General features: G+C 61.9%; 22 protein-coding genes. 10 read left to right on the top strand and 12 right to left on the bottom strand.

Annotated features, from left to right (window positions below):
- Positions 1-24 precede the first annotated feature (24 nt).
- The gene (locus tag SOP85_RS14360; RefSeq protein ID WP_323627297.1) at positions 25-1,455 is read right to left on the bottom strand and encodes a coniferyl aldehyde dehydrogenase; all 1,431 of its coding nucleotides are present in this window, start codon (positions 1,453-1,455) and stop codon (positions 25-27) included.
- Positions 1,456-1,602: 147 nt separating this feature from the next.
- Between SOP85_RS14360 and SOP85_RS14355 the strand changes: the two genes are divergently transcribed.
- Positions 1,603-2,271: a TetR/AcrR family transcriptional regulator gene (locus SOP85_RS14355; protein ID WP_274075672.1), complete on the top strand. Its 669-nt coding sequence runs from the start codon at positions 1,603-1,605 to the stop codon at positions 2,269-2,271.
- A 47-nt stretch (positions 2,272-2,318) separates the two neighbouring features.
- Positions 2,319-3,173: a sulfurtransferase gene (locus SOP85_RS14350; protein ID WP_323627296.1), complete on the top strand. Its 855-nt coding sequence runs from the start codon at positions 2,319-2,321 to the stop codon at positions 3,171-3,173.
- Between the two features lie 128 nt (positions 3,174-3,301).
- Here SOP85_RS14350 and SOP85_RS14345 read toward each other — a convergent pair whose 3' ends face one another.
- The 5 genes from SOP85_RS14345 to SOP85_RS14325 all read right to left on the bottom strand — a co-directional run bounded on the left by SOP85_RS14345 (position 3,302) and on the right by SOP85_RS14325 (position 8,650).
- A complete protein-coding gene (locus SOP85_RS14345) occupies positions 3,302-4,132 on the bottom strand; it encodes an AraC family transcriptional regulator (RefSeq protein WP_323627294.1) in 831 nt (276 codons plus the stop codon).
- Positions 4,133-4,135: 3 nt separating this feature from the next.
- A complete protein-coding gene (locus SOP85_RS14340; protein ID WP_323627292.1) occupies positions 4,136-5,134 on the bottom strand; it encodes a hydrolase in 999 nt (332 codons plus the stop codon).
- 63 nt (positions 5,135-5,197) lie between these two features.
- A complete protein-coding gene (gene rsmD / locus SOP85_RS14335) occupies positions 5,198-5,812 on the bottom strand; it encodes a 16S rRNA (guanine(966)-N(2))-methyltransferase RsmD (RefSeq protein WP_274075668.1) in 615 nt (204 codons plus the stop codon).
- A complete protein-coding gene (locus SOP85_RS14330; protein ID WP_323627290.1) occupies positions 5,812-7,302 on the bottom strand; it encodes a M16 family metallopeptidase in 1,491 nt (496 codons plus the stop codon). The genes rsmD and SOP85_RS14330 overlap by 1 nt, the downstream gene beginning before the upstream one ends.
- The gene (locus SOP85_RS14325) at positions 7,295-8,650 is read right to left on the bottom strand and encodes a M16 family metallopeptidase (protein WP_274075666.1); all 1,356 of its coding nucleotides are present in this window, start codon (positions 8,648-8,650) and stop codon (positions 7,295-7,297) included. Before SOP85_RS14325 ends, SOP85_RS14330 begins: the two co-directional genes overlap by 8 nt.
- A gap of 343 nt (positions 8,651-8,993) precedes the next feature.
- Here SOP85_RS14325 and ftsY point away from each other — a divergent pair, with 343 nt between their 5' ends.
- From ftsY to rpoH, 4 genes are all read left to right on the top strand, one after another.
- Positions 8,994-10,550, top strand: a complete 1,557-nt coding sequence (gene ftsY, locus SOP85_RS14320) for a signal recognition particle-docking protein FtsY (RefSeq protein WP_323627289.1) — start codon at positions 8,994-8,996, stop codon at positions 10,548-10,550.
- The gene (gene ftsE, locus SOP85_RS14315; protein ID WP_008065082.1) at positions 10,547-11,218 is read left to right on the top strand and encodes a cell division ATP-binding protein FtsE; all 672 of its coding nucleotides are present in this window, start codon (positions 10,547-10,549) and stop codon (positions 11,216-11,218) included. The genes ftsY and ftsE overlap by 4 nt, the downstream gene beginning before the upstream one ends.
- Positions 11,215-12,237: a permease-like cell division protein FtsX gene (gene ftsX, locus SOP85_RS14310; RefSeq protein WP_274075664.1), complete on the top strand. Its 1,023-nt coding sequence runs from the start codon at positions 11,215-11,217 to the stop codon at positions 12,235-12,237. Before ftsE ends, ftsX begins: the two co-directional genes overlap by 4 nt.
- Before the next feature lie 113 nt (positions 12,238-12,350).
- The gene (rpoH, locus tag SOP85_RS14305) at positions 12,351-13,205 is read left to right on the top strand and encodes an RNA polymerase sigma factor RpoH (RefSeq protein ID WP_323606627.1); all 855 of its coding nucleotides are present in this window, start codon (positions 12,351-12,353) and stop codon (positions 13,203-13,205) included.
- Positions 13,206-13,396: 191 nt separating this feature from the next.
- On the opposite strand, the gene mtgA is transcribed toward rpoH, so the two are convergent.
- Positions 13,397-14,119 (bottom strand): monofunctional biosynthetic peptidoglycan transglycosylase, encoded by a 723-nt coding sequence (gene mtgA / locus SOP85_RS14300; protein WP_323606626.1) that lies wholly within the window; start codon positions 14,117-14,119, stop codon positions 13,397-13,399.
- Positions 14,120-14,193: 74 nt separating this feature from the next.
- Here mtgA and SOP85_RS14295 point away from each other — a divergent pair, with 74 nt between their 5' ends.
- The 4 genes from SOP85_RS14295 (at position 14,194) to trmB (ending at position 16,444) form a co-directional block, all read left to right on the top strand.
- Positions 14,194-14,574, top strand: coding sequence for a DUF423 domain-containing protein (locus tag SOP85_RS14295; RefSeq protein ID WP_323627288.1), 381 nt, complete (start codon positions 14,194-14,196; stop codon positions 14,572-14,574).
- 79 nt (positions 14,575-14,653) lie between these two features.
- A complete protein-coding gene (gene thiS / locus SOP85_RS14290; protein ID WP_046818722.1) occupies positions 14,654-14,854 on the top strand; it encodes a sulfur carrier protein ThiS in 201 nt (66 codons plus the stop codon).
- Between the two features lie 60 nt (positions 14,855-14,914).
- Positions 14,915-15,709, top strand: a complete 795-nt coding sequence (locus tag SOP85_RS14285) for a thiazole synthase (protein ID WP_274075661.1) — start codon at positions 14,915-14,917, stop codon at positions 15,707-15,709.
- 9 nt (positions 15,710-15,718) lie between these two features.
- Positions 15,719-16,444 carry a tRNA (guanosine(46)-N7)-methyltransferase TrmB gene (trmB, locus tag SOP85_RS14280; RefSeq protein ID WP_274075660.1) on the top strand — a complete coding sequence of 242 codons (726 nt, stop codon included), beginning with the start codon at positions 15,719-15,721 and terminating at the stop codon, positions 16,442-16,444.
- 131 nt (positions 16,445-16,575) lie between these two features.
- Here trmB and SOP85_RS14275 read toward each other — a convergent pair whose 3' ends face one another.
- Genes SOP85_RS14275 through metW form a run of 5 tightly spaced genes read right to left on the bottom strand, consistent with a single transcriptional unit; the run spans position 16,576 to position 19,798 of the window.
- Positions 16,576-16,899: a DUF3392 domain-containing protein gene (locus tag SOP85_RS14275; RefSeq protein ID WP_008063519.1), complete on the bottom strand. Its 324-nt coding sequence runs from the start codon at positions 16,897-16,899 to the stop codon at positions 16,576-16,578.
- Positions 16,900-16,921: 22 nt separating this feature from the next.
- Positions 16,922-18,127, bottom strand: coding sequence for a radical SAM family heme chaperone HemW (hemW, locus tag SOP85_RS14270; protein WP_323627287.1), 1,206 nt, complete (start codon positions 18,125-18,127; stop codon positions 16,922-16,924).
- Entirely contained in the window at positions 18,124-18,720 is a 597-nt protein-coding gene (rdgB, locus tag SOP85_RS14265; protein WP_323606621.1) for an RdgB/HAM1 family non-canonical purine NTP pyrophosphatase, read from the bottom strand. The genes hemW and rdgB overlap by 4 nt, the downstream gene beginning before the upstream one ends.
- Positions 18,717-19,151: a DUF4426 domain-containing protein gene (locus tag SOP85_RS14260; RefSeq protein ID WP_274075654.1), complete on the bottom strand. Its 435-nt coding sequence runs from the start codon at positions 19,149-19,151 to the stop codon at positions 18,717-18,719. The genes rdgB and SOP85_RS14260 overlap by 4 nt, the downstream gene beginning before the upstream one ends.
- Positions 19,152-19,177: 26 nt before the next feature.
- Positions 19,178-19,798, bottom strand: a complete 621-nt coding sequence (gene metW, locus SOP85_RS14255; protein ID WP_274075653.1) for a methionine biosynthesis protein MetW — start codon at positions 19,796-19,798, stop codon at positions 19,178-19,180.
- Between the last annotated feature and the right edge of the window lie 5 nt (positions 19,799-19,803).

The following is a 19,803-nucleotide window of genomic DNA, read 5'->3' as shown; positions in this document are numbered from 1 at the left end:
GTTATTACCCGAGGGTGACCATCGTTAGCGGATAAACAGCTTCTGGATCAGTTTCTGAATGGATTTGCCGTAGGGCGGGTAGATCAGCTTCGCCGCGTTGAAGCGTTGCTTGATCAGTACGCCCTTGGCCTTGCTGAAGGTCAGGAAACCTTCGTGGCCGTGGTAGTGGCCCATGCCTGAAGCGCCAATGCCGCCGAACGGCATGTCATCCTGGGCCACGTGCAGCAGGGTGTCGTTGAGGCATACACCGCCGGAGTGGGTCTCGTTGAGCACGCGGTTCTGTTCGCGCTTGTCGTAGCCGAAGTAGTACAGCGCCAGTGGGCGAGGGCGCTGGTTGATGTAGGCAAACGCCTGGTCCAGATGCTTGTACGGCACGATCGGCAACAGCGGGCCGAAGATCTCGTCCTGCATCACCGTCATGTCGTCGCTGACGTTGAGCAGCAGGCTATGCCCCATGCGCCGGCCCTGGCCTTGATCGAACAACGGGATCAGCTGCGCACCTTTGTCGGTGGCGTCGCTGACGTAGCCGTTGAGTCGCGCCAGTTGTCGCTCATTGATGATCGCGGTGTAGTCCGGGTTGTCGGCGAGGGTCGGATAAAAGCCGCGGACCGCCTGCCGGTAGGCCTCCACGAAAGCGTCGACGCGATCTTCCGGCACCAGCACGTAATCCGGGGCCACGCAGGTCTGGCCGGCATTGAGGGTCTTGCCGAACGCGATGCGTTCGGCGGCATCCTTGAGCGGTACGTCCTTGGAAACGATGGCCGGGGACTTGCCGCCCAGCTCCAGCGTGACCGGCGTCAGGTTTTCCGCCGCCGCACGCATCACGTGCTTGCCGATGCTGGTGGCGCCAGTGAACAGCAGGTGATCGAAAGGCAGGCGCGAAAACGCCACGCCGATATCGGCTTCGCCCAGCACCACGCACACCAGGTCTTCGGGGAAGATCCGCGCGAACAATGCCTTGAGCAGCAAGCCGGTGGCCGGGGTCGATTCGCTGAGCTTGAGCATCACCCGGTTACCCGCCGACAACGCACCGACCAAGGGCCCGATGGCCAGGTACAGCGGATAGTTCCACGGCACGATCACCCCGACCACACCCAGTGGCTGGTAGACCACCTTCGCCGAGGCCGGCTGAAAGGCGACACCGACCTTGCGCCGCGACTCGCGCATCCAGCCCTTGAGGTGGCGGCTGGCGTAATGGATGCCGTGCAGGCTGGGCATCAGTTCGGCGAGCAGGGTTTCATCGGCGCTGCGGTGGCTGAAATCCTGGCTGATCGCATCGATCAGGGCCTGACGTTCGGTGTTCAGCAAATCCCGTAGTGCCTTGAGCCATTGCTGGCGCTGGGCCGCGGGTGGCATCGGGTTGCCGGCATAGGCCGCGCGCTGTGCGTCGAACAGGGCCTGGAGCTCGTCCAGAGGCTGCTGGAGATTTTGCAGGTAGGAAATGTCAGCAGTCATGGTCGGCTCCGGATTTATTGTAATGAGGGCATTTTTAGAGTCTATACTCTAAAAAGTCAAATGCTCTCCTCGGCATCGCTTTGTTTTATCCGCTGGCGGATAGGCCGTAAGATGCCCCTCAACGCACTCTGAATTTAAGCTCAAGCCATGGCCCCACGGATCAAAACCAGCGAGCGCATCGTGCAGAACAGCCTGGAGCTGTTCAACCAGCAGGGCGAGCGCAGCATCAGCACCAACCACATCGCCGCCCATATGGAGATTTCTCCGGGCAACCTGTACTACCACTTCCCTAACAAGCAGGCGATCATCGCGGTGCTGTTCAGTGAGTATGAGAGCCTGGTGGACAGTTTCCTGCGTCCGCCACATGGGCGCGCTGCCACGGTGGAAGACAAGCGTTTCTACCTCAAGGAGCTGTTGTCGGCCATGTGGCGCTACCGGTTCCTGCACAGGGACCTGGAGCACCTGCTCGACAGTGACCCGGAACTGGCCGCCCGCTACCGGCGCTTTTCCCAGCGCTGCGTGATTCAGGGCGCCGCCATCTACGAAGGTTTTGTCGCCGCCGGCATCCTCAAGATGGATCGGGTACAGATCGAGTCCTTGACGATCAATGCCTGGATCATCCTCACCTCCTGGGTACGTTTTTTGTGCACCACGCGGGAAAACTCCAGCCACCTCAGCGAGCAGGCCATCAAGCGCGGCGTCTACCAGGTGCTGGTGCTGGAGGCCGGGTTCGTCACGGACCAGGCGCGTGATGCGGTCGCTGCGCTGTTTGAAGAGTTTTACGTGCCGCTGGCCCAGGCGCTGGAAGAAGTATGAAATAAAGCCTGCCGCCGGATCGAAATCGCCCATCACAGGAGCCCGTTATGCCCATTGCGCAACTGATCAGCCCGCAAGCACTGGACCTGAAAAAGGACCAGCCGGGGTTGGTGATTCTGGATTGTCGTTTTGCCCTCGAAGACCTGGATTATGGCCAGTGCAGCTATGCGCAAGGGCACATCGGCGGGTCGGCTTTTGCCGATCTTGAGCGTGATCTGAGTGGAAAAGTGGTCAAGGGTGTGACCGGGCGTCATCCATTGCCCGAGCCGGCGGACCTGATCGAGCGCCTTCAAGCCTGGGGCATCAACGCCGACAGCGAAGTGGTCTTGTACGACGATGGCCCGGGTGCTTTCGCGGCGCGGGCCTGGTGGCTGCTGGCCTGGCTGGGCAAGCGTGACGGGGTGTTCATCCTCGATGGCGGCCTCAAGGCCTGGCACGCGGCGGGGCTGCCCCTGAGCCTCGATCCTGCGTCGAACAGCCGTGGCACCTTTACCGGGAAACCGGACAACGCGTTGGTCCTCAGCGCCGAGCAGTTGCACAAGCGTCTGGCCCGACCCGAACTGACCCTGCTCGATGCCCGCGCCTTGCCGCGCTTCAAGGGCGAAGTCGAACCGATCGATCCGATTGCCGGGCACATCCCCGGTGCGCAATGTGCGGCCTTCACCGACAACCTGGGCAGCGACGGGCGGTTCCTGCCAGCCGAGCAGCTCAAGCAGCGTTTTGCCGCTAAGCTGGGTGATCGCTCGCCGACCGATCTGGTGGCTTACTGCGGGTCCGGCGTGACGGCTTGCCATAACCTGTTCGCGTTGTGCCTGGCGGGTTATCCGTTGGCGGCGCTGTATGCCGGGTCGTGGAGCGAGTGGATCAATGATCCTGCGCGGGGCGTTGCCACCGGCGAATAGAACGCAAAAATCCCCTGTGGGAGCGGGCTTGCTCGCGAAGGCGTTGTGTCAGTCGAAACAATCGTGACTGATTCACCGCATTCGCGAGCAAGCCCGCTCCCACATGGGTAACTGATTTGTTTTGAGATTTAAAACAATCGCGCGTTGCGATACGCCCCAGGCCCCACCCCATACACCTGCTTGAACTGCCGACTCAGATGACTCTGGTCGGCGAACCCCAGTTGCGTCGCCACTTCCAGGGGCAAGCAACCACCCTGTAATAACCCCCGCGCCCGAGCGATGCGCTGTTGCATCAGCCAGGTGTGCGGCGGCATGCCGGTGGCGCGGCGGAACACCCGGGCGAAGTGGAAGGGCGACAGGTTCACCGCCGCTGCCAGTTCTTCAAGCGACGGCGGCGCCGCCAATTGCGCGTTCAGCAGGTCCTTGGCCAATGTCACCGCCCGGTGTTCCTTGCCCGGTTTGCCAGCATCAGGAACCGCTGCGTGACGCTGCAGCAGTGACAGCACCAGTTCTCGCCAGGCCGTCTGTTGTTGCAGTGCGGTGGCCGGGCTTTCCAGCAATCGATGCAATTGGCAGAAGCCGTTCACCAGATCCGGATCGCGGTACAAGGTGGCGCCGAACGCCGGCAGCTGGTGGGTGGGCAATTCGAGTTCGGCCAGCAGCGACAGCATCTGCCCGCTGTCCGGGTAAAACGCCCGGTACAACCAGCCGTCTTCCGTGCCCTTGTGGCCTGTGTGCAGTTCATCGGGGTTGATCAGCACCAGGGTGCCGCTGCCTGCCAGGTGTTCGGCGCCGCGATAACGGTAACGCTGGGCGCCGGCCATGATCATGCCGATCACATAGCCATCGTGCACGTGAGGGGCGAAGCGCTGCTCGATGTAGCGGGCCGACAACAGCTCGATCCCGGCCAACGGCGCCGTTTGCCAGAAGTGGATGGATTCGCCCTGCGCAATGCCCATGGCCTACTCGCGACCCATGCTGGCCAGCCATTGGGGGATACGCCGTTCCAGGTAATACCCCGGTTGACGGAACGAGCCATCGACGAACCCGACGTGCCCGCCCCGGGCCTGCAATTCGAATTGCGTGCAGACCGACAACTCGTCGGCTTGCGGCAGGCTATGGGGGAATACGAAGGGGTCATCGGCGGCCTGAATGATCAGGGTTGGCGTACAGATCTCGCCGAGGAAGTAGCGGCTCGAGGCGCGGCGATAATAATCCTCGGCGTCAGTAAAACCGTTGAGCGGTGCGGTCACCCGGCCATCAAAATCCCAGAACGTGCGCATGTTTTCCAGGGAGCCCAGCGCAGCGAGGGCCGCGAGGCCGTCCTCGCGCCCGTCGTGCTGGAACTGGCGTTGCTTGTTCTTGATGTAGGCCAGCATCTCGCGCATGAAGTGCGCCTGATAGACCTTGGAGAAACCCTGGCCGATGCGGTCGGCGCACTGGTCCAGGCGAAACGGCACCGACACCGCCACCGCACCGCGTACGCCGCTGGCACTGCCGGTTTCGCCCAGGTGCTTGAGCAGCACATTGCCACCCAGGGAATACCCGACGGCATACAGCGGCGCGAGCGGACGCTTGGCCCGCAGGTGCCGGATGGTTTCGGCCAGGTCTTCACTGGCGCCGGAATGGTAGCTGCGCGGCAGCAGGTTGGGTTCGCCGGAGCAGCCGCGCCAGTTCAGCGCGACACTGGCCCAGCCTTGGTCACCCAGGGCTTTTTGTATCCCGGCGACGTAAGGCGAATTCGACGAACCGGTCAGCCCGTGCAACACCAGCACCAAAGGCGCATCGACACTGTGCGGGCCATGCCAGTCGAGGTCGAGGAAGTCGCCATCTTCGAGCCACAGGCGCTCACGTTCACGTTCGAGGTGGGTGGTTTTGCGCCACAGCGGACCCCACAAGGTCTGCAAGTGCGGATTGCCGAGGCCGAAGGCCGGGGTGAAGCGATCTGGCGGATGGGACACGATTCGTCTCGATGCAGTGGCGCACGCCTGCATTGAGGCGCGCGCCTTGTTCAGGCCGGTCGATTAACCGGCGATCTCTGCCATACGTTGCCATAACGAATAATAGACCCGCCCGGATTTTTGCTCCCGGTGCAGGCGCCAGTTGCCTGGCAGGCCGAGGGTCGACGGCGCGCTTTCGCTTTCGGTGTACACCCAGGCATCTTCGGCCAGCCACTGGCGCTCTTCGAGCAGCGCGCAGACGGCGGGCAGCAGGTTCTGGTTGAACGGCGGGTCGAGGAAGACCAGGTCGTAGGCGACCGCTGGCTGGGTTTCCAGATAGCGCAGGGCGTCGGCGGTCTGGACCTGGCCGGTGGTGCAGCGCAGCGTACCCAGATGCTCCTTGAGGCTGGACACCGCAAGGCTGCTGGCATCCAGCGCCTGGCCCATGGCGGCGCCGCGGGACAGGGCTTCGAGAAACAGCGCGCCGCTGCCGGTGAACGGATCGAGCACCTTGGCGCCCGGGACGTAGGGTGCAAGCCAGTTGAACAGGGTTTCACGCACCCGGTCCGGCGTCGGGCGCAGGCCCGGCGCGTCAGGGAAGCTCAGTTTGCGGCTGCGCCATTCGCCGCCGATGATGCGCAGCTGGTTCACGCCGTTGTGGACGTTGTGGACCGGTTTTTTCGGACGAGAAGTGGCCATTAATGCTCCGGAACCCCGAGCGGCTGCTCGGCGGGTTTATCAGTTGGGGCCGGTAACGGTTTTTGCGGCACGGTCGGGCCAGCGCTGACGATGACCAGTTTATCCGTGCTCAGGTGTTTGTTCATGGCCGCCTTGACCTGCTCGACGGTCAGGTTCTGCGACTGCTGCATGAAGTCTTCCAGGTGACTGAGCGGCAAGTTGTAGAAGCCGATCGCGCCCAGCTGGCCGACGATATCGGCGTTGCTGGCGGTGGACAGCGGGAAGCTGCCGGCCAGTTCGCGCTTGGCGTCGTCGAGTTCTTTTTCGGTCGGGCCGGTCTTGAGGTAGTCGGCGAGCACATCCTGCACCAGTTTCAGGGTGCCTTCGCTCATTTCGGCGCGAGTCTGCAGATTGATCATGAACGGACCGCGTGCCTGCATCGGGCTGAAACCCGAGTACACACCATACGCCAGGCCACGTTTTTCGCGTACTTCGCTCATCAGTCGGGTACCGAAACCGCCACCGCCGAGGATCTGGTTGCCCATGGACAGGGCCGCGAAATCCGGATCGTCACGGTCGATGCCCAGTTGCGCGAGCATCAGGTTGGTCTGCTTGGACGGGAACTCGATGTGGCCGATGCTGGCCTTGGGTTCGGCGGGTTGCTCGATCTTCGGCAGGGCCGGACCTTTGGGCAGGGCGGCGCTGACCTGCGCGGCAATGGCTTCGGCTTCGGCGCGGGACAGGTCGCCGACCAGCGCGATCACCACGTTGCCCGCTGCATAGGCTTTCTGGTGGAACGCGCGCAATTGCGCGAGGGTGACGGACGGAACGGTCTGCGCCGTGCCATCGCTGGCGTGCGCGTAGGGATGATCGCCGTACAAGCGGTTCATCAGTTCAAGGCTGGCGAGTTTGCCGGGGTTCTGTTTCTGGTATTCGAAGCCCGCGAGCATCTGGTTCTTGATGCGGGTAAACGAGTCGGCGGGGAAGGTCGGTTTGCCGACGACTTCGGCGAACAGCTTCAGCGCCGGTTCACGCTTGTCTGCAGCACTGAGGCTGCGCAGGGAGGCAACCGCCATGTCCTTGTAGGCGCCGTTGCCGAAATCGGCCCCCAGCCCTTCAAAACCCTGGGCGATGACGCTGACATCCTTGCCGGCCACGCCTTCGTTGAGCATGGCATTGGTCAGCAGCGCCAGGCCTGGTGCGTCGCCGTCCTGGCTGCTGCCGGCGGCAAAGATCAGGCGCATGTCGAACATCGGCAGTTCGCGGGCTTCGACGAACAGCACCTTGGCGCCTTCGGCGGTGTTCCAGGTTTGCACGTCGAGCTTGCGGTGGCTCGGCGCCTTGCCGTTGAGCTCGGTCAGCGATTGCAGCTTCTGGCTGGCCTTGGCCTTGTCCAGTGCCTCGCTGGCGTTGGTCTGGTCGGTCTTGGAAAAATAGAATGCGGCCGACCCGATCAGGGCGACGGCGATCAGGCCGAACAGGGCCAGGCGCGGTTTTTTACGCTCACTCATGAGTCGTCTCCTCTGGCAGTACATGGGCGACGCTGAGACGTTCGCGGGTGAAATACAGCTTGGCGGCGTTCTGGATATCTTGCGGAGTCACGCTTTCCAGGTCGGCGAGCTCGCTGTCCATCAGTTTCCACGACAGGCCGACGGTTTCCAGCTGGCCGATGGCCGTGGCCTGGCTGGTGATGGAATCACGCTCGTAGACCAGCCCGGCGATGACCTGGGCCCGTACGCGTTCCAGTTCTTCGCTGGTCGGCGCGGTGGTCTTCAGTTGCTCAAGCAGCTTCCACAAACCGGCTTCGGCCTGGGCGATGGTCTTTTTCTTCTGGCTGTTGGGGGTGGCCGACAGGGTGAACAGGCTGTCGCCACGGGTATAGGCGTCGTAGCTCGACGAACCGCCGGACAGCAGTTCTTCACCGCGCTCCAGTTGAGTCGGGATGCGTCCGCTGTAGCCGCCATCGAGCAGCGCCGAGATCAGGCGCAAGGCGTTGACCAGGCGTTTGTCTTCGGCGGTCGCGATGCTCGGTACGTTGAAGGCCAGCATCAGGCTGGGTAATTGGGTCTTGACGTGCAGGGTGATCTGGCGTTCGCCGGGCTCGGCCAGCTCCAGCGGAATCTTCGCCGCCGGCACCTCGCGTTTGGCGATCGGGCCGAAGTAGCGCTGGGCCAGGGTCTTGACCTCGTCCGGCGTCACGTCGCCGACCACCACCAGCGTGGCGTTGTTCGGCACGTACCAGGATTGGTACCAGTGTCGCAGCTCTTCGACTTTCATCCGGTCCAGGTCCGCCATCCAGCCAATGGTCGGCGTGTGATAGCCGCTGGCCGGATAGGCCATGGCCTTGAAGCGCTCGTAGGCCTTGGACATGGGCTTGTCGTCGGTGCGCAGGCGCCGTTCTTCTTTAATGACTTCGATTTCCCGGGCGAACTCGTCGGGCGGCAGGCGCAGGCTGGCCATGCGGTCGGCTTCAAGTTCGAAGGCCACGCCCAGGCGGTCGCGGGCCAGGACCTGGTAGTACGCAGTGAAGTCGTCGCTGGTGAAGGCGTTCTCTTCGGCACCGAGGTCGCGCAGGATCAGCGACGCTTCGCCGGGGCCGACTTTCTCGCTGCCCTTGAACATCATGTGTTCCAAGGCATGGGACAGGCCGGTCTGACCTGGCGTCTCGTAGCTGGAGCCAACCTTGTACCAGACCTGGGAAACCACCACCGGTGCGCGATGGTCTTCGCGCACGACGACCTTCAAGCCGTTGTCGAGGGTGAATTCGTGGGTCGGTTGCGGGTCGGCCGCCAGGGCCGAAAGGGGCAGGCAAACTGTGCTGAGCAGCAGGCCTGCGGCGCGGCGGGCTAGAGCATTCATTCGTTTTTAAACCTTTGGGGCTGCCCGCATGGTCTTAGCGTCAGCGGGCGAGAGGGTGCTAGGATACTGATCCGTTTTACTGGCGGCCACGCCTATCAGGCCTTTGCGTTTGATCAGGTTGTTTGGGTTTGCGGCAAAAGGCTGTGGTTTATCAACTAGACTCTGCTTTTTCGCCGATTTTTCCGCATCTGTCCTTAGTGAAATCGTTTTTGTAAGGTGCCGTTGGCACCTCGACAAAATGTTGCGCGTGAACAAGCTGGGTCAATCGCAGTCTGTTCTGCATCGAATTTTTATTTGCCGGGGCGCCCGTTGGCGCGTCGCTACCGTGAGATAGCCGTCCTCCATGTTTGGTTCCAACGACGACAAGAAGACCCCAGCTGCGGCTGGTGAAAAGAAAAGCCTGTTCGGATGGCTGCGCAAAAAGCCGCAGGAACCCGTCGTCGAACAGCCACAGCCACTTCCTGAGCCAACGCCTGCGCCGGTGATAGACGCCGAACCTGCGCCGGTGGTGTTGCCGATCGCCGAGCCGGTGCTGCAACCGGTTGTCGAGCCTGCACCTGAAATCGTCGCCGAACTGCCGCTGACTCCGGCCGCCGAGCCTTGGCTGACCTTGCCGGTGGCGGAAGAGCCGGTGGCGCTGGTCGAAGACGAGCAGGCGCCGCATGTGACGCCGCCGATTCCGGCACCTGCTGCGTGGACGCCGGAGCCGGTTCGGGCTCCAGTGATCGAGCCGGTCGCTGCGCCCGTGGTCGAGGCTGCGCCAACGCCTGCGGCCCCTGTATTTGTTCAGCCGGTTGCGCCGATTGTCCAGGCGCCAGAGCCTGCACCTGCACCTGCACCTGCACCTGCACCTGCACCTGCACCTGCACCTGCACCTGCACCTGCACCTGTTATTACGCCTGTCGCCGCCGCCCCCGTCGAAGCGCCAGTCGAAGTTCCAGCCGAGCCAGTACGCTCCGAGGAAACCAAAGCCGGTTTCTTCGCCCGCCTCAAGCAAGGCCTGTCCAAGACCAGCGCCAGCATCGGCGAAGGCATGGCCAGCCTGTTCCTGGGCAGGAAAGCCATCGATGACGAGTTGCTTGATGACCTCGAAACTCGCCTGCTGACCGCTGACGTTGGCGTCGAAGCCACTTCAGTGATTATCCAGCGCCTGACCCAGAAGGTCGCACGCAAGGAGCTGGCCGATGCCGACGCGTTGTACAAATCCTTGCAGGGCGAGCTGGCAGCCATGCTCAAGCCCGTCGAGCAACCGCTGAAAATCACCTCGCAGAACAAGCCGTTCGTGATCCTGGTGGTGGGCGTCAACGGCGCCGGTAAAACCACCACGATCGGCAAGCTGGCGAAAAAACTGCAGCTGGAAGGCAAGAAAGTCATGCTCGCCGCCGGCGACACCTTCCGCGCCGCCGCCGTCGAGCAACTGCAGGTCTGGGGCGAACGCAACAAGATTCCGGTCATCGCCCAGCACACCGGCGCCGACTCGGCTTCGGTGATCTTCGACGCCGTACAGGCCGCCAAGGCCCGTGGCATCGATGTGCTGATCGCCGATACCGCCGGTCGCCTGCACACCAAAGACAACCTGATGGAAGAACTGAAGAAGGTTCGCCGGGTGATCAGCAAGCTCGATGCCGACGCACCGCACGAGGTGTTGCTTGTACTCGATGCCGGAACCGGCCAGAACGCCATCAACCAGGCCAAGCAATTCAACCAGACCGTCGAACTGACCGGCCTGGCGCTGACCAAGCTCGACGGCACCGCCAAGGGCGGGGTGATTTTCGCCCTGGCCAAGCAGTTTGGCCTGCCGATCCGCTACATCGGCGTTGGTGAAGGCATCGACGATCTGCGCACTTTTGAAGCTGAACCCTTTGTCCAGGCACTGTTTGCCGAGCGGGAGCGTTCATGATTCGTTTCGAACAGGTCGGTAAACGCTACCCGAACGGTCACGTCGGCTTGCATGAGCTGAGCTTTCGGGTCCGTCGCGGCGAGTTTTTGTTTGTTACCGGCCATTCCGGCGCCGGCAAAAGCACTTTGCTGCGACTGCTGCTGGCCATGGAGCGCCCGACCAGTGGCAAGCTGCTGCTGGCCGGGCAAGACCTGAGCACCATCAGCAACGCACAGATTCCCTTCCTGCGTCGGCAGATCGGCGTGGTATTCCAGAACCACCAGTTGCTGTTCGATCGCACGGTGTTCAACAACGTCGCGCTGCCGTTGCAGATCCTCGGTTTGTCCAAGGCTGAAATCGCCAAGCGCGTGGACTCGGCGCTGGAGCGCGTGGCGCTGTCGGACAAGACCGACCTGTATCCCGGCGACCTGTCCACCGGTCAGCAACAGCGCGTCGGCATTGCCCGCGCCATCGTGCACCGCCCGGCCCTGCTGCTGGCGGACGAACCGACCGGTAACCTCGACCCGCGCCTGGCGGCGGAAATCATGGGTGTGTTCGAAGACATCAATCGCCTGGGCACCAGCGTGCTGATCGCCAGCCACGACCTGGCGCTGATCGCGCGCATGCGCCACCGCATGCTGACGTTGCAACGCGGCCGATTGATCGGCGATGGGGAGGCCGGCGAATGAGTGCGACTCGCAGTCCAAAGGTTTCCGAGCGCGTGGCCCCCAAGGCTGCCGACCCGCAACCGAAGAAGAAAAAACACGACGACGATGACGGCCCGGACTTCGCCACGCTGTTGCGCGCCTGGATCGAGAGCCATCGCGCCAGCCTGCTCGACAGCTTGCGCCGCCTGGGCAAGCAGCCCATCGGCAGCTTTTTCACCTGCATGGTGATGGCGGTGGCCTTGAGTTTGCCCATGGGGCTGTCACTTTTGCTAAGTAACGTCGAGCGACTGGGCGGTTCATGGCAGCGCGCGGCGCAGATTTCCCTGTACCTGCAACTCGACGCCAGCCCGACTGACGGCGAGGCGCTGCGCGAACAGATCAAAGGCATCCCAGGTGTGGCAGATGCCGAATACGTCGGTCGCGATCAGGCGCTGGAAGAGTTCCAGCAGCAGTCCGGCCTGGGTGAAGCGCTCAAGGAACTGCCGGAAAACCCGCTGCCTGGCGTGGTTCTGGTGACGCCGACCGAGGTCGACAAGCCGACCCTTGAAGCATTAAGACAAAAACTTTCCGAACTGCCCAGGGTACAACAGGCACAGCTTGATCTAGTCTGGGTCGAGCGTCTGGCAGCCATCCTCAAGCTGGGCGACCGATTTGTCTTCGGTCTGACCGTGCTCCTGGTTTCCGCATTACTTTTGGTGATAGGCAATACCATTCGTCTTCATATTGAAAACCGCCGCACAGAGATAGAAGTGATTAAACTCGTAGGCGGCACCGACAGCTATGTGCGCAGGCCCTTTCTTTATATGGGCGCGCTCTACGGTTTCGGTGCGGGGATTCTTTCCTGGGGCGTATTGGCGTTCGGCCTGAACTGGCTGAACGATGCAGTGGTCGGGCTGGCCGGTTTATATGGCAGTGATTTCGCACTGGCCGGCGTACCGGTTGCCGACGGTCTGTCTCTCTTGCTTGGCGCGGTGCTGTTGGGTTATATCGGTGCATGGATTGCAGTCGCACGTCATCTCAGGGAGCTGGCGCCGAAGTAGAATCTTTTTTGCGCGTGATTGACCTTGCAGTTTTTAGGGGAACTTGTCTTTCGGTTTCCGGTCAATTTTCGCAGTGCCATTGGCACGAGTATGTAAGTGGGAGGTTTTTTCGTATGACCAATTCTTTGCAGCCTGCATATGCTCTGGTCCCGGGTGCGAACCTGGAGGCCTATGTGCACACCGTCAACAGCATTCCATTGCTGACGCCGGAGCAGGAGCGTGAACTGGCCGAGAGTCTCTATTATGAGCAGGATCTTGAGGCGGCTCGGCAGATGGTGCTCGCCCACCTGCGTTTTGTCGTACATATCGCCCGTAGCTATTCCGGCTACGGCCTGGCCCAGGCTGACCTGATCCAGGAAGGTAACGTCGGCCTGATGAAGGCCGTGAAGCGCTTCAACCCGGAAATGGGCGTGCGCCTGGTGTCCTTTGCCGTGCACTGGATCAAGGCGGAAATCCACGAATTCATCCTGCGTAACTGGCGCATCGTGAAAGTCGCGACCACCAAGGCCCAGCGCAAGCTGTTCTTCAACCTGCGCAGCCAGAAAAAACGCCTGGCCTGGCTGAACAACGAGGAAGTCCACCGTGTGGCGGAAAGCCTCGGCGTCGAGCCGCGGGAAGTGCGCGAGATGGAAAGTCGCCTGACCGGTCACGACATGGCCTTCGACCCGGCGGCCGAAGCCGACGACGACAGCGCTTTCCAATCGCCGGCCAACTATCTGGAAGACCACCGGTACGACCCGGCCCGTCAACTGGAAGATGCCGACTGGAGCGACAACTCCAACCACAACCTGCACGAAGCGCTGGAAGTGCTGGACGACCGCAGCCGCGACATCCTCTACCAGCGCTGGCTGGCAGAAGAAAAGTCCACGCTGCACGACCTGGCGCAGAAGTACAACGTATCGGCCGAGCGTATTCGTCAGCTCGAGAAGAGCGCGATGAACAAGCTCAAAATGTCGATCGCCGCGTAAGCTGCACCAAGGCAATAAAAAATAGCCCCGATCATTGATCGGGGCTTTTTTGTTTGGAGCGAGAATCCCTGGTGTGCCGCAGAGCCAATGTGGGAGCAGGCTTGCTCGCGAAGGCGTCGCGTCAGGCGCTTTAATACTGAATGACACACCGCTTTCGCGAGCAATCCCGCTCCCACAGGGGATCTGCGGTGTTACTGCGCCCAAGGCGCACGACGCGAGTCGTTCAGGCCCACCAGATAGCTGTCCCCACCGAGCTGGCTCATCTGCTGCCGAATCCAGCCAGCGCGCCGCGCCACGTAATTGGTCGGATGGCTGGCGCTCCACACCCGCGGGTTAGGCAGTACCGCTGCCAACAGGCTCGATTGCTGGCGGCTGAGGCCTTTCGCGCTCACGCCAAAGTGGTGTCGGGCTGCGGCTTCGGCGCCAAACACCCCGTCATCCCACTCAACGCTGTTGAGGTACACCTCAAGAATCCGCTGTTTGGGCCAGAACACCTCGATCAACCCGGTAAACCAGGCTTCCAGGCCTTTTCGCAGCCAGCTGCGGCCGGACCACAGGAACAGGTTCTTCGACACCTGCTGGCTCAGGGTGCTGGCACCACGAATCGTGCCGCCGAGCTCGTTGTGGGCCAGTGCTTTCTGGATCGCGCCAAAGTCAAAACCCCAATGCTCGGGAAATTTCTGGTCCTCACCGGCAATCACCGCGACTTTCAGGTCGTCGGAGATTTCATCCCAGGGTTTCCAGGTGCGTTGCAGGTCGATGGGCTCGCCATCGATCCAGGATTCGATCTTGCGCTCGACCATCAGCGTGGTCCCGGGCGGTGGCACCACGCGAAAAATCAACACCAGCACGACGCTGACGCCCATGAACCAGAGCACGGCCTTGATGAAACGACGGAAATAGATACGCAGCATAGAGATGGCTTGGCCGAACCCGTTGAGCGGGCCATTATACAGACCCTGTTGATCGAGACTGACTGGAGTTCTTCATGCTGCGTGGCTTTTTGATGCTGGCCGCTTTTTTCGGCTTCACCGGAGTCGGTCTCGGCGCGTTCGCCGCCCACGGCCTGAAAAACCGCCTGAGTGCCGAATACCTGGCGATTTTCCATACCGGCGTCACCTATCAGCTGGTACACACCCTGGCATTGCTGGGCGTGGCATTACTGGCGACGCTGATGCCCGGTCGCCTGGTCACCTGGGCCGGTGCTTCCTTTGTCATCGGCATCCTGCTGTTCTCCGGCAGCCTGTACGTGCTGACGCTGACGGGTGTCAGCAAGCTCGGCATCGTCACCCCGTTCGGCGGCCTGGCGTTCCTGGCGGGCTGGCTCTGCCTGGGCCTTGCCGCCTGGCGCTTGCCGTTGACCGCTTGACCGCTTGACGCTTGTTGCTGACCTTTAGGTCACGATCGGGCTAGAATGCCAGCCCCAAAAAATGATGGCGGCATTGCGCATGCGCATTCAGTTGAACGGCGAATCCTTTGAACTGCCCGACGGTGAAACCGTTGCGGCCCTGCTGACTCGTCTGGACTTGACCGGACGCCGTGTGGCGGTCGAACTCAATCTGGATATCGTCCCGCGCAGTCAGCACGCAGGCACCACGTTGAACGACGGCGACAACGTCGAAGTGGTGCACGCCATCGGCGGCGGCTAGTAGTCTCGGCCGATTGGCCACAGAATTCTGCAAGACCCTCACCCCTACAGAGGATTCCCCATGAGCATCGTTCGTAACGACAAGCCTTTCGTCCTGGCCGGTCGTACTTACCAGTCGCGTTTGCTGGTCGGTACCGGCAAGTACCGTGACATGGAAGAAACCCGCCTGGCCATCGAGGCCTCGGGTGCCGAGATCGTCACTTTCGCCGTGCGCCGTACAAACCTCGGCCAGAACGCGGGCGAACCGAACCTGCTGGATTTCCTCTCGCCGGATCGCTACACCTTCCTGCCGAACACCGCCGGCTGCTACGACGCGATCGAGGCCGTGCGCACCTGCCGCCTGGCCCGTGAGCTGCTCGATGGCCACAACCTGGTGAAGCTGGAAGTGCTGGCGGACCAGAAAACCCTGTTCCCCAACGTGATCGAAACCCTCAAGGCCGCTGAATCGCTGGTCAAGGAAGGCTTCGACGTGATGGTCTACACCAGCGATGACCCGATCATTGCCCGTCAACTGGCGGAAATCGGCTGCATCGCAGTGATGCCGCTGGCCGGTCTTATCGGTTCGGGCCTGGGGATCTGCAACCCTTACAACCTGCAGATCATCCTCGAAGAAGCGAACATTCCGGTGCTGGTAGATGCCGGTGTCGGCACCGCATCCGACGCCACCATCGCCATGGAACTGGGCTGTGATGCGGTGCTGATGAACTCGGCCATCGCCCACGCCCAGCAGCCGATCATGATGGCCGAAGCCATGCAACACGCGATCGTCGCAGGCCGCCTGGCCTACCTCGCCGGCCGCATGCCGAAAAAACTCTATGCCAGCGCCTCTTCGCCGCTGGATGGTCTGATCAAGTAAGAGCCATTGATGACTGAATCGAACGACACGCCAATCCAGACGGAAGAAGGCGACGAGCGCCAACACCGCCGCATCAAGAGTTTCGTGATGCGCGCCGGGCGCATGACCGAAGGCCAGCAACGCGGCCTGGAGCAGGGCGCGCCGCTGTTCGTGCTGCCCCTGGCCGAAGCGCCGGTGGATTTCGACCAGGTGTTCGGTCGCTCGGCACCGCGCTCGCTGGAAATCGGCTTCGGCATGGGCCATTCGCTGCTGGAAATGGCCGCGGCTTCGCCGGATCAGGATTTCATCGGCGTCGAGGTTCACCGTCCGGGTGTCGGCGCGCTGCTCAATGGCGTGCTGACTCAGGGTTTGACCAACCTGCGGGTCTACGATTGCGATGCCATTGAAGTGCTCAACCGCTGCGTGGCCGATAACAGCCTCGACCGCCTGATGCTGTTTTTCCCGGACCCATGGCACAAGAGCCGTCACCACAAGCGTCGTATCGTCCAGGCGTCATTCGCCGAGCTGGTGCGCAGCAAGCTGAAGGTCGGCGGTATCCTGCACATGGCCACCGACTGGGAACCGTATGCCGAGTACATGCTGGAAGTGATGAACGTGGCCCCGGGTTACCGCAACCTGGCCGAAGACGGAAAATGTGTACCACGCCCGGCCGAGCGGCCGATCACCAAGTTCGAACGCCGTGGCGAACGTCTTGGGCATGGCGTTTGGGACCTGAAGTTCGAAAAACAGTCCTAAACCAGTCGCAATACCCAATGTGGGAGCGGGCTTGCTCGCGAAGGCGTCGTGTCAGTCGACATTAATGTTGTCTGATACACCGCTTTCGCGAGCAAGCCCGCTCCCACAGTTGTTTTAGGGTGTGGCTGAGATCAGCGGCGGTCGGCGACTACGCCAATCAGCACCAGTACCACCAACAACACCGGCGCCAGGCTGTAGTTGTTGAACTGGCTCAAACCCTTGACGATCCACGGCGTGGCATAGATCAGCGCCGCACCGCTGCCAATCATGCACAGCAGGGACATCAGCGGTACGCGCAAGGCGCCGGCGATGCTGCCCAGGCGTTGCTCGACCCAGCCTTTGAAATCCGCACCGAACAACACCAGCAGGCAACCTACCAGGGCGAGGGCGATTTCCGAGAGGTTGCTGCGGCTCCAGCGAGACGCGGTGGCGAGCAGGTCGAGTACCAAATCCATTCGTTTTCCCTTAAGGCTGAAATCAGCTCAGAAATTTCTGCAGCAAGTCGTTGAGGAAGAGTTGTCCGCGCTCGGTAGCCGCCAGACGTGACGGTTCGACCTGCAACAGGCCGCTTTGTTCGGCTTCGCGACGGCTTTCGGCGAGGCTTTCCAGGGTCATGCCGGTGCGCTCCGGGTACAGCCGCGCCTCAACCCCGGCCGTCAGGCGCAGGGCGTTCATCAGGAACTCGAACGGCATCTCGTCATTGGTCAGCGCTTTCTCGCCGGCCTGGAAGCTTTTCGCCGGATTCAGGTAATCCTTCGGCAAGCGGGTCTTCCAGGTGCGCACGATACGGCCGTCCGGATGGCTCAGCTTGCCGTGGGCGCCGGCACCGATGCCGATGAAGTCGCCAAAACTCCAGTAATTGAGATTGTGCCGCGCCGGGCGCCCGGGCTGGGCGTAGGCGGAGACTTCGTATTGCGCGTAACCGTGTTCGGCCAGCAGCGCCTGCCCGGCTTCCTGGATATCCCACAGGGTGTCATCTTCCGGCAGCGTCGGTGGCTGGTTCCAGAACACGGTGTTCGGTTCCAGGGTCAGCTGATACCAGGACAGGTGGGTCGGCTTCAGGGCGATGGCCTGGCGCAGGTCGCTCAGGGCGTCGTCCAGGGATTGATCGGGCAAGCCGTGCATCAAGTCCAGGTTGAAATTATCGAACCCGGCCTGACGGGCCATGCCGGCGGCGCGCACCGCTTCGTCACCGTTGTGGATGCGACCCAGGGCCTCGAGCTTTTCTTGTTGAAAGCTCTGGATGCCGATCGACAGGCGATTGATGCCCAACGCGCGGTAGGCAACGAACTTCTCTTGCTCGAACGTACCGGGGTTGGCTTCCAGGGTGATTTCGATGTCGTGGGCAAACGGGATGCGCTGTTCTACGCCTTTGAGCAGGCGCCCAAGGGCCTGGGCGCTGAACAGGCTAGGCGTGCCGCCGCCAAAGAAGATCGAGCTTAGCTCTCGGCCATAAACGGCGTGCAGGTCCTGGTCGAGGTCGGCCAGCAATGCGTCGACATACTCTTCTTCCGGCAGCACGGGGCTGGCGGTGTGGGAGTTGAAGTCGCAGTAAGGGCATTTGCGTACGCACCACGGGATGTGGATGTACAGCGCCAGGGGCGGCAGCACCGGCAGGGCAGCCCGAGGCGATTGTGCGGCGCCGCCGAAGATCAGCGGCGACGCGGAGGATTCACGGGTCATTTCAAGCCCAGACGCTGGCGCAGCAGATCCATTGCACGGGCGCGGTGGCTGATCTGGTTCTTGTCGGCCGGGCTCAACTCGGCGCTGGAGCAATCACGCTCCGGCACCCAGAACAGCGGGTCGTAGCCAAAACCGTGTTCGCCGCTGGCCTGGGTCAGGATGCGCCCGTGCCACAGGCCTTCGCAGAGAATCGGCAGCGGATCGTCGGCGTGCCGCACCAGCGCCAGCACGCAGACGAACTGCGCGCCGCGTTCGGCTTCAGGCACATCCTTCAACACGTCGAGCAGCTTGGCGTTGTTCGCCGCATCGCCCTTGCCATCGGCATAACGAGCCGAGTAGATGCCCGGCGCACCGCCGAGGAAATCCACCGCCAGCCCGGAATCGTCGGCCAGGGCCGGCAGGCCGGAAATGCGCGCGGCATTGCGGGCCTTGAGGATGGCGTTCTCGACGAACGACAGGCCGGTTTCTTCAGGCTCCACGCTGCTGAACTCGCCGATCGAGCGCAGTTGCACCGACTCGCCGAGCATGGCCTGGAGTTCCTTGAGTTTGCCGGCGTTGTGGCTGGCCAGTACGAGTTGCGTGAAGTTGATCATTCGCCGGGGAAGAGCTCTTGGTTGAAGTTGATGGTGTTGATTTTGTCACCGGTCTGCACCTTGATGTCGAAGGTGCGGGTTTCCTGCTGCTCCACCGGGAATTGGGCGATGTAGTAGATCGCGCCTTGTTCGGTGATCTGGCGGAAGTTCAGGTTCACACTCTGGCTGGTCAGGTCTTTGACCGTACCGCTGACCTGGGCCATCTGCGGCTTGCCGTCCTTGAGCACCGAAACGTTGATCACGCCCTGGTTCTTGCTGCGGGTGAGCTCTGCGGCCTTGGCGATGTCCGGCGTCAGGAACGTGGAGTTGAAGGTGTTGTAGTGCACCGTCACGTCGCCGAATTTTTCCTGACGATCACCTTTGATCGCATCGGCGGCCATGGCCGTGACGCTCAGGCAGGCGGTGAGTAGAAGCAGCGCTAGACGACCCATGTTCGTTCTCCTCGAAATGTGGTGATTCAGACCGCGACCTTGTGGTCTGCAAGCCCCGGACTGCTGACGCGGTAAATACCGATCTCACCTAACAGATTAGGCCATAGCTTACTGGCCCACCCGTGCCGATGCTGTTGATCCACGGCCAGCCGATCAATGACCTTGGCCTCACGTTCGCGACACAAGGCTTCAAAATCCGCGAAGGTGCAGAAGTGAATGTTCGGCGTGTTGTACCAGGTGTAGGGCAGGAACTCGGAAACCGGCATCCGGCCCTTGCTCGCCAGGTACCAGCGGCAGCGCCAGTGACCGAAATTGGGGAAGGTGATGATGCACTGGCGGCCGACCCGCAGCATTTCCTCGAGGATCTTGTCCGGGTAGTGCACTGCTTGCAGTGCCTGGGTCATGACCACGATGTCGAAGCTGTTGCTGGCAAAGTTGCCCAGGCCCTTGTCCAGGTCCTGCTCGATGACGTTAATGCCCTTGGCCACGCACTCGGCGATGTTGTCCGCGTCGTTTTCCAGGCCGTAGCCGGTGACCTGCTTGTTGTCGCGCAGCCAGGTCAGCAGCTCGCCATCGCCGCAACCGAGGTCGAGCACGCGGCTACCGGCGGGGATCCATTCCTGGATGATTTCCAGATCAGCTCTCATGGCTA

Origin of the sequence: Pseudomonas sp. YuFO20 (genome assembly GCF_035064975.1) — a bacterium.
GTDB classification, from domain to species: Bacteria; Pseudomonadota; Gammaproteobacteria; order Pseudomonadales; family Pseudomonadaceae; genus Aquipseudomonas; species Aquipseudomonas putida_AE.
Note: the sequence above shows the minus strand (reverse complement) of the source record. Positions and strands in the feature narration are given on the sequence as shown.